We start from the raw sequence: 6,621 nt of genomic DNA, 5'->3' as shown, positions 1-6,621 counted from the left end.
TGCAGATAAAATCATAACGATTTCAAATCAGGATAGAGAAGCTTTAACAGCCTTTTATTCCAAGGAAGAAAAGATGATAACCATTGGTAATATTCATCAGTTTTTGGATGTAGATAAAACACCTATGGAGCAAAGAGAAGGTTTGTTTTTTGTTGGAGGTTTTTGTCATAAACCAAATGAGGATGCCGTTACTTTCCTTTACGAAGAAGTGATGCCTTTGGTTTGGGAAATGGATAAAAGCATTAAAGTAACTATAGTGGGAAGTTATCCAACTCAAGAAATGTTAGCTCTTCATTCCGAGCGTTTTGCTGTATTGGGTTATGTAGAGAATATTTCAAATTATTTTAATTCTTCAAGGGTTTTTGTGGCTCCTTTACGTTTTGGGGCTGGAATAAAAGGTAAAATTGGACAAAGTCTGGAATATGGTTTGCCAGTTGTAACAACTTCTGTTGGGGCAGAAGGATTCAATTTTGGAAAAAGTAAGGATCATGTCATAGACGACACAGCTCAAGGTCTAGCAAATAAAATCCTTAAACTATATCATGACGATGCTTTATGGAAAGAAGTTAGTGTGGCCTCCAAAGAAGTTTTGGAGCCATTTTGTATAAACACTATTGAAAAACAAGTTTTAAAAGTTTTAAATTGCACGAGCGATAATCCAGCTGAATGAAAAAAATAACCATCATTGCTCCTCAATCCTTTGGATACTTGGATTTTCTTTTGAAGGACTTACAATCTCACCCAGAAACTCAAGCTGTTTATATTAATTACTCAAATATTCAATACAAATACAAGTCGGTATTTGATAAAATACAGAACCTTTTTAGAAAAATATTTTTCAAAAAGAATATTAAAGATATTTATAAATCCCAAGAAACACTCAAGCAAGTGCAAGCGTTGGGAAAACAGGATTTTATAATAGTTGTTAGACCAGATAAGTTGGAATTGGAAACTATAATAGCTTTAAAAGAATATACGGAAAACTATTATTCATTTTATTTCGATGCCATTTCTAATTTTCCTGAAAAAGTACGTCTAATTCCTTATTTCGATAAGGTGTTTAGTTATGAAAAGGAAGATGTGGAAAAACACAATCTCAAATTTAATACTAATTATATTTACGATTTTGAAGTTGCCAAACAAGAAAATGCAGAATGTAAAATATTCAATATATCCTCTTACGACGAACGTTATGGAGCTTTGGAAAAGATGGCGGCTTATTTTAAAAGTAAGCATATAGATTACACCATAATTGTAAGAAAAGAGAAGGAGGAAACTTCAAATTTGGTGACCTTTACCCAAGAGTATTTGCCACTTAATAAAGTAAAGGATTATCTTTTAGATGCAGATGTATTACTGGATATTCAAAAAGAAAACCAATATGGATTGAGTTTTAGGGTGTTCGAATCTTTAGGTTATCATAAAAAATTAATTACAACAAACAAAGATGTTGTTAATTACGATTTCTATAATCCTAATAACATCATAGTTGTAGATGTCAATAATATTCATATTCCAGAAGCTTTTTTCAAAACTCCATATCAAGAGGTTCCAAACGATATTTTATATAAATATACTTTAGCTGGTTGGATAGAAAATGTGTTTAATATTAAGCCTAATTAAGAACTTCTTGAAGTTCCTTCAACATTTTTTCCGCAATAATTTCTTTGGTAAAATTAGCTAATAAGTGCTTTTCTCCATTTGCTACAAGTTGTTCTCCTAAAGCTTTGTCTTCAATTATTTTTAGGGCAGCTTCTGCAAAAGCTTGAGCGTTTTCTTTTTCGCATAAAATACCGGTTTCGTTATGTATTACAACTTCTGGAATACCTCCATAATTAGTTGCAACAATTGGTACATGGCAATTATAGGCTTCTAGCAAAACGCCTCCAGTTGGTTCTAATTTTGAAGTAAACATAAAAACATCGAATTCTGGGAAAATCTCAGGAATATCTTTTCTAAAACCTGTAAAGATAATGTCGTTTTCAAGCCCTAATTGTTTTGCATATCCTTTTATTTCATCTTCCATTTCACCTTTTCCAACAAGTACAAATTTTACATTTGGCTTTTTGGCTTTTATAATCTTAGCCGCATTTAAAAACGTATAATGATCTTTAAAAGGCACAAAAGCTGAAATATTTCCTATTAAAATAGTGTCTTCAGGCAAATTAAATTCACGTAATAAAAGCCCCGTAGCTTTCTTTTTTGGAAACTCATTAATATTTGTTGCGCTCCCAACTATACTTAATCTAGAATGATCTTTAATTGCCGGTTTTAATACATCGACAACAGCTTGCGATACACAAACCAATTTTTTAAGATGCTTGTAATTGTATTTCCATTTTCTAAGTGGATTGGTATCTACTTTTTTAATTAAGGTTCTAAAAAATACCATTGGAATTTTTGAACGATATAATAGCGAGTGCATGATACAAAGCGTGTGTGCCTTACTGTTGTGAATAAGAATAACATCTATTTTATGCTCTTTTACAATCTTGTTTATGGTGCTGATCCATAGTTTTTTAGATTTGGAATTGTAGGGTAAACTATAATACGTGTATTTTTTTTCTTCGGCTATGTCCGCTAAACGCGTGTTGGTTGGACAAAGCAAGACTTGATGCTCGATTTTAGGGTTGAATTCATCAAAATAATAAACTATTTGTTGTTCGTGTCCTCTCCAGACATTCGACGCTGTAATTTGTAAAAGCCTCATAAATCAATTAATTTTTCTATACATCAACCATAGTTGAATATAACGTTTAAATACCGAAAAGGCATTGATGTAAGCTAAGATAAAACCTTCTTTCCCATCTAAAACACCTAGTCTTAAAAAATATTGATGCATAAATCTGTACCAAGGTCTAAATAAAAAATGATACATATTTGGGCGAACATTTTTATTGAATAATTGCTCTGCTTGTAATTTGCTGTACTGACTTAATTTCTGATTATAATTATCAAACCCTTTATAGGTGTCGTGATCTGAGGTGTTTTTTAAAAGTCCTGTTTTTTCTGAAGTTTGAATGGTTTCATGCACGGAATTTCCATTGTATTTACAGTAATTCTTATTAAATAACCTAATCACTTCATCCGTTTGGAAGCCACTATATTTTAAGCGTTTGCCCATAAATATAAAGTTGCGCTTTACCTTATATGCTTTTAACGGATTTTCAGAATTTACTATTGAAACGATTTCTTTGGCTAGAGGTTCAGAGATTTTTTCATCTAAATCGAAGAATACAACCCAGTCGTGTTTAGCTAATGAAATAGCATGGTTTTTTTGATTCGAAAAATTATCAAATGCCCGCTCAACAACTGTAACCTTGTGTTTTTTCGCCAAAGCAACTGTATTGTCCGTACTATTAGAATCCACAATGATAATTTCGTCAGCAAAGGACAAGCTTTTTATGTAGCTTTCAATGTTAGATTCTTCGTTGTAAGTTATAGCTAAAGCGCTTATCATTTATAAAATTTCAGATTTATCAAATATATTGCTAATCCCTTTATATATTTGTTTCAAAAGTAATCAATTTACTCAGATTTTATTTAATTATATACAGCTATGCCAAAACTTCCTATTTTAATGTATCATAGTGTGAGCGCGAATCTTCGAGAAAGTAAAGACTTAACTATTGCTGCTTCTAAATTGGAAGAACAATTTGCTTACTTACAAGAAAAAGGCTATAAATCGCTTCATTTTAAAGATTTACAAGACATAAAGAAATCGACAGATTTTCCGAAGAAAGCTGTTATTATCACTTTTGATGATGTCTATGTGAATCAATTGGAATTGGCTTATCCTTTGTTGAAAAAATATGGTTTAAAGGCCTGCTTTTTTGTGCCATTTAAATATGTAAACGAAACAGACTCATGGAACAAGAATAACGAAAAAATCATGTCTGTTGCACAATTACAGTCATTAGATTCTGAAGTTATCGAACTAGGTTTACACAGTTTTTCGCATAAAAAATACCATGAAATGTCGATTGAAGACATTCAGGAAGATTTTGATTTATGCCAAGAATTTATAACTGAAAATAATTTAGAAGTGCATAATACCTTGGCTTATCCTTATGGGAAATTTCCTAGAAAAGGAGAAGAGAAAGTACAGTTTTTCGATTTATTGCAGAAAAACAAGATAGCTTATGGCTTGCGAATTGGAAATAGAGTGAATAGATTCCCTTTAAAAAATAATTACGAAATTCAGCGTTTGGATATAAAAGGAGACATGAGTTTGGTTACTTTTAAACGAAAATTGAAGTTTGGAAAACTGTTTTTCTAAACGCTTATCTCATTCCTTTTTGAAGGAGCATTAACTTGACATATCTTGAAAAAACGCCGTAAGCATTAATGCTGGCAACGGCCAATCCTGGAATGCCATCCAGAAATCCACCACGTAAAATATAACTACTAAAAAAGCGATAGAAGGGTTTAAAGACTAAATGAAAATAGGTAGCTTTCTTACCTTTATTTAAAAGTTGTTCTGCTTGAAACCAGGCATAACTGTCTTTTTTGCTTATATAATGCATCAAACCTTTATAGGTGAAATGCAAAACGGGGTTTTTAAGCTTTCCTATACTACCATCTGCAATGAGTTTTTCGTGAACGGAACCTTCAAATCGACATTTTTCTCTAAGGACTAATCTAGTTACGTTATCGCTATGATGGTATAAAAACCGATTCATATAAAAATGCGGAAAGTTAAGCTTGTATCCAGCATGTTTTCCAGAGTCTATAGCTTCTAGAATTTCTTGCTTTAGCTTGTAGGTAATACGTTCGTCTCCATCAATAAATAAAACCCATTCTCCAGTAGCATATTGGAGCGCATGGTTTTTCTGATTGGAAAAGTTATCAAATTTTCTACTTAAAATTTTACAACCAAAGGCTTCGGCTATTTCTACAGTTTTATCTGTGCTTAAAGAATCTATCACAATAATTTCATCGGCAAAAGAAACCGAAAGAAGCGCATTTTTTAAATAAGCTTCCTCATTGTAAGTTGGAATGATGACAGATAGTTTTTTCATAGGAGTTAAAGCATCAAAATTACGATTTTTAATTGATTTTGGAAAAAGGCTTGTATTTAACTTTTATAGGTTTTTATAAATCCTTTTCATCACTTTAAATTAAGACTTTAAAGAGTCTTAAATCTATAAAAAAATAGTGAAACCGCCCGTAAAATAAATACCCGAATTATGTTTATCTTTGCTTTGTAAAACAATAAATTGATGAGCGAAATATCCATTTCTGTAATAATTAGTACGTATAATTCTCCTGAGTGGTTGGCGAAAGTGTTACATGGATATAACAATCAAACTTATCAAAACTTCGAGGTTGTTATTGCAGACGATGGCTCTAAGAAAGAGACCATAGATCTTATTGAGGCCTTTAAAAAAGAGATGTTTTATCCCATTACTCATGTTTGGCACGAGGATAACGGATTTCAAAAATCACAAATTTTAAATAAAGCCATTGTAAAGTGTCAAGCAGATTATATTTTAATGTCTGATGGCGATTGTATTCCAAGAGAAGATTTTGTTGAGATACATTTTAGAGAACGAGAAATAGGTTATTTCTTATCTGGGGGTTATTTTATGTTGCCCATGGATATTTCTAAAGCTATTACCAAAGAGTCTATATTAAATGGGGATTGTTTTAATTTAAAATGGTTAAAATCCCAAGGTTTAAAACCATCTTTTAAAAACAATAAATTAACCGCTAAAGGGTTTAAATCTTGGTTTTTAAATGCTATTACACCAACCAATGCAAGTTGGAATGGACATAATGCCTCTGGTTGGAAAAAAGATATTATTGCAATTAATGGTTTCGACGAACGCATGCAATATGGTGGACAAGATAGAGAATTGGGTGAACGCTTAATGAATTTGGGATTAAAAGGAAAACAAATTAGATATAGTGCTGTTTGTATTCATTTAGATCATCCTAGAGGTTATAAAAATCAGGAGTCCATTAATAAAAATTTAGCCATTAGAAAGACGACCAAAACAAAGCAAAAAACTTGGACCGATTTCGGGATTGTAAAAAAATAACAAGAACTTATTTTTTATATACACCTATTTTCCAATAGGTTTTTTCTTGATTTGTAGTTACAACTTTATGATTTAGTTGTAGCAGATTATTAAAATATTCCCAGCAAGTCGATCCTTCTCGATATATTGAAACAATTAGAATGCCATTGTCTTCTAAATAACTAAGGAAGCGGTTTAGAACGTTTTCTTTTTCAGATTCTTGAACATAATAAAAGGCTTCATTAAATATTATAACATCATATTTTCTTTTAGGAGTATAACTATGAATATCTGCTGTTATAAAATCGGAATTTGGAAATTTTTTCGTTTTGGCTTTTTCAATAGAAACTTTAGAAAAATCCATTCCTAAAAAATAATCGTAAGAATTTAACTCTAAATATTCGTTTAAAACGCCTTCGCCAGAACCTAAGTCTAAAATGCTTGGTTGGTCTTTACCATAAGTAATTATAAAATCTTTAATAGTATGATATCGAGATGCTTCAATTGGATTTTTCAAGCTATTCCAACGGCCATTTTTATATTGCCTATCCCAACGTTGTTTTCTTCTCCAATTATGAAACTTATCTAAAATATTCAT

Annotated in this window: 8 protein-coding genes; 4 read left to right on the top strand and 4 right to left on the bottom strand. The window is 31.3% G+C overall.

Going from position 1 to position 6,621, the window contains the following annotated elements; translation table 11 throughout:
- Together VKY47_RS11180 and VKY47_RS11175 are read left to right on the top strand one after the other, a co-directional pair.
- Positions 1-670, top strand: a 670-nt coding sequence (locus VKY47_RS11180) for a glycosyltransferase family 4 protein (protein ID WP_324312854.1), incomplete at its 5' end; no start/stop codon positions are given.
- Positions 667-1,623: a WaaS/CpsH family glycosyltransferase gene (locus VKY47_RS11175; RefSeq protein WP_324312852.1), complete on the top strand. Its 957-nt coding sequence runs from the start codon at positions 667-669 to the stop codon at positions 1,621-1,623. The genes VKY47_RS11180 and VKY47_RS11175, both read left to right, overlap by 4 nt.
- On the opposite strand, the gene VKY47_RS11170 is transcribed toward VKY47_RS11175, so the two are convergent.
- Positions 1,616-2,710: a glycosyltransferase family 4 protein gene (locus VKY47_RS11170; protein WP_324312850.1), complete on the bottom strand. Its 1,095-nt coding sequence runs from the start codon at positions 2,708-2,710 to the stop codon at positions 1,616-1,618. The genes VKY47_RS11175 and VKY47_RS11170 overlap by 8 nt on opposite strands.
- Positions 2,711-2,713: 3 nt before the next feature.
- Positions 2,714-3,460 (bottom strand): glycosyltransferase family 2 protein, encoded by a 747-nt coding sequence (locus VKY47_RS11165; RefSeq protein ID WP_324312848.1) that lies wholly within the window; start codon positions 3,458-3,460, stop codon positions 2,714-2,716.
- A gap of 99 nt (positions 3,461-3,559) precedes the next feature.
- Between VKY47_RS11165 and VKY47_RS11160 the strand changes: the two genes are divergently transcribed.
- Positions 3,560-4,279, top strand: coding sequence for a polysaccharide deacetylase family protein (locus VKY47_RS11160; RefSeq protein ID WP_324312847.1), 720 nt, complete (start codon positions 3,560-3,562; stop codon positions 4,277-4,279).
- Positions 4,280-4,283: 4 nt separating this feature from the next.
- Here VKY47_RS11160 and VKY47_RS11155 read toward each other — a convergent pair whose 3' ends face one another.
- The gene (locus VKY47_RS11155) at positions 4,284-5,021 is read right to left on the bottom strand and encodes a glycosyltransferase family 2 protein (protein WP_324312845.1); all 738 of its coding nucleotides are present in this window, start codon (positions 5,019-5,021) and stop codon (positions 4,284-4,286) included.
- Between the two features lie 201 nt (positions 5,022-5,222).
- Between VKY47_RS11155 and VKY47_RS11150 the strand changes: the two genes are divergently transcribed.
- Complete coding sequence (locus VKY47_RS11150) at positions 5,223-6,044, top strand: glycosyltransferase family 2 protein (protein WP_324312843.1); 822 nt, start codon at positions 5,223-5,225, stop codon at positions 6,042-6,044.
- A 7-nt stretch (positions 6,045-6,051) separates the two neighbouring features.
- Here the strand turns inward: VKY47_RS11150 and VKY47_RS11145 are convergent, their stop codons facing one another.
- Positions 6,052-6,621, bottom strand: coding sequence for a class I SAM-dependent methyltransferase (locus tag VKY47_RS11145; RefSeq protein WP_324312841.1), 570 nt, complete (start codon positions 6,619-6,621; stop codon positions 6,052-6,054).

The organism is Xanthomarina sp. (assembly GCF_035306705.1).
Taxonomy (GTDB): domain Bacteria; phylum Bacteroidota; class Bacteroidia; order Flavobacteriales; family Flavobacteriaceae; genus Xanthomarina.
This window is presented reverse-complemented; position numbering and strand designations above follow the sequence as displayed.

Excerpts from the sequence above, each read along its gene's own strand:
- VKY47_RS11175 (WP_324312852.1), top strand. The coding sequence starts at position 667 with ATGAAAAAAATAACCATCATTGCTCCTCAATCCTTTGGATACTTGGAT.
- VKY47_RS11170 (WP_324312850.1), bottom strand. The coding sequence starts at position 2,710 with ATGAGGCTTTTACAAATTACAGCGTCGAATGTCTGGAGAGGACACGAA.
- VKY47_RS11165 (WP_324312848.1), bottom strand. The coding sequence starts at position 3,460 with ATGATAAGCGCTTTAGCTATAACTTACAACGAAGAATCTAACATTGAA.
- VKY47_RS11160 (WP_324312847.1), top strand. The coding sequence starts at position 3,560 with ATGCCAAAACTTCCTATTTTAATGTATCATAGTGTGAGCGCGAATCTT.
- VKY47_RS11155 (WP_324312845.1), bottom strand. The coding sequence starts at position 5,021 with ATGAAAAAACTATCTGTCATCATTCCAACTTACAATGAGGAAGCTTAT.
- VKY47_RS11150 (WP_324312843.1), top strand. The coding sequence starts at position 5,223 with ATGAGCGAAATATCCATTTCTGTAATAATTAGTACGTATAATTCTCCT.
- VKY47_RS11145 (WP_324312841.1), bottom strand. The coding sequence starts at position 6,621 with ATGAATATTTTAGATAAGTTTCATAATTGGAGAAGAAAACAACGTTGG.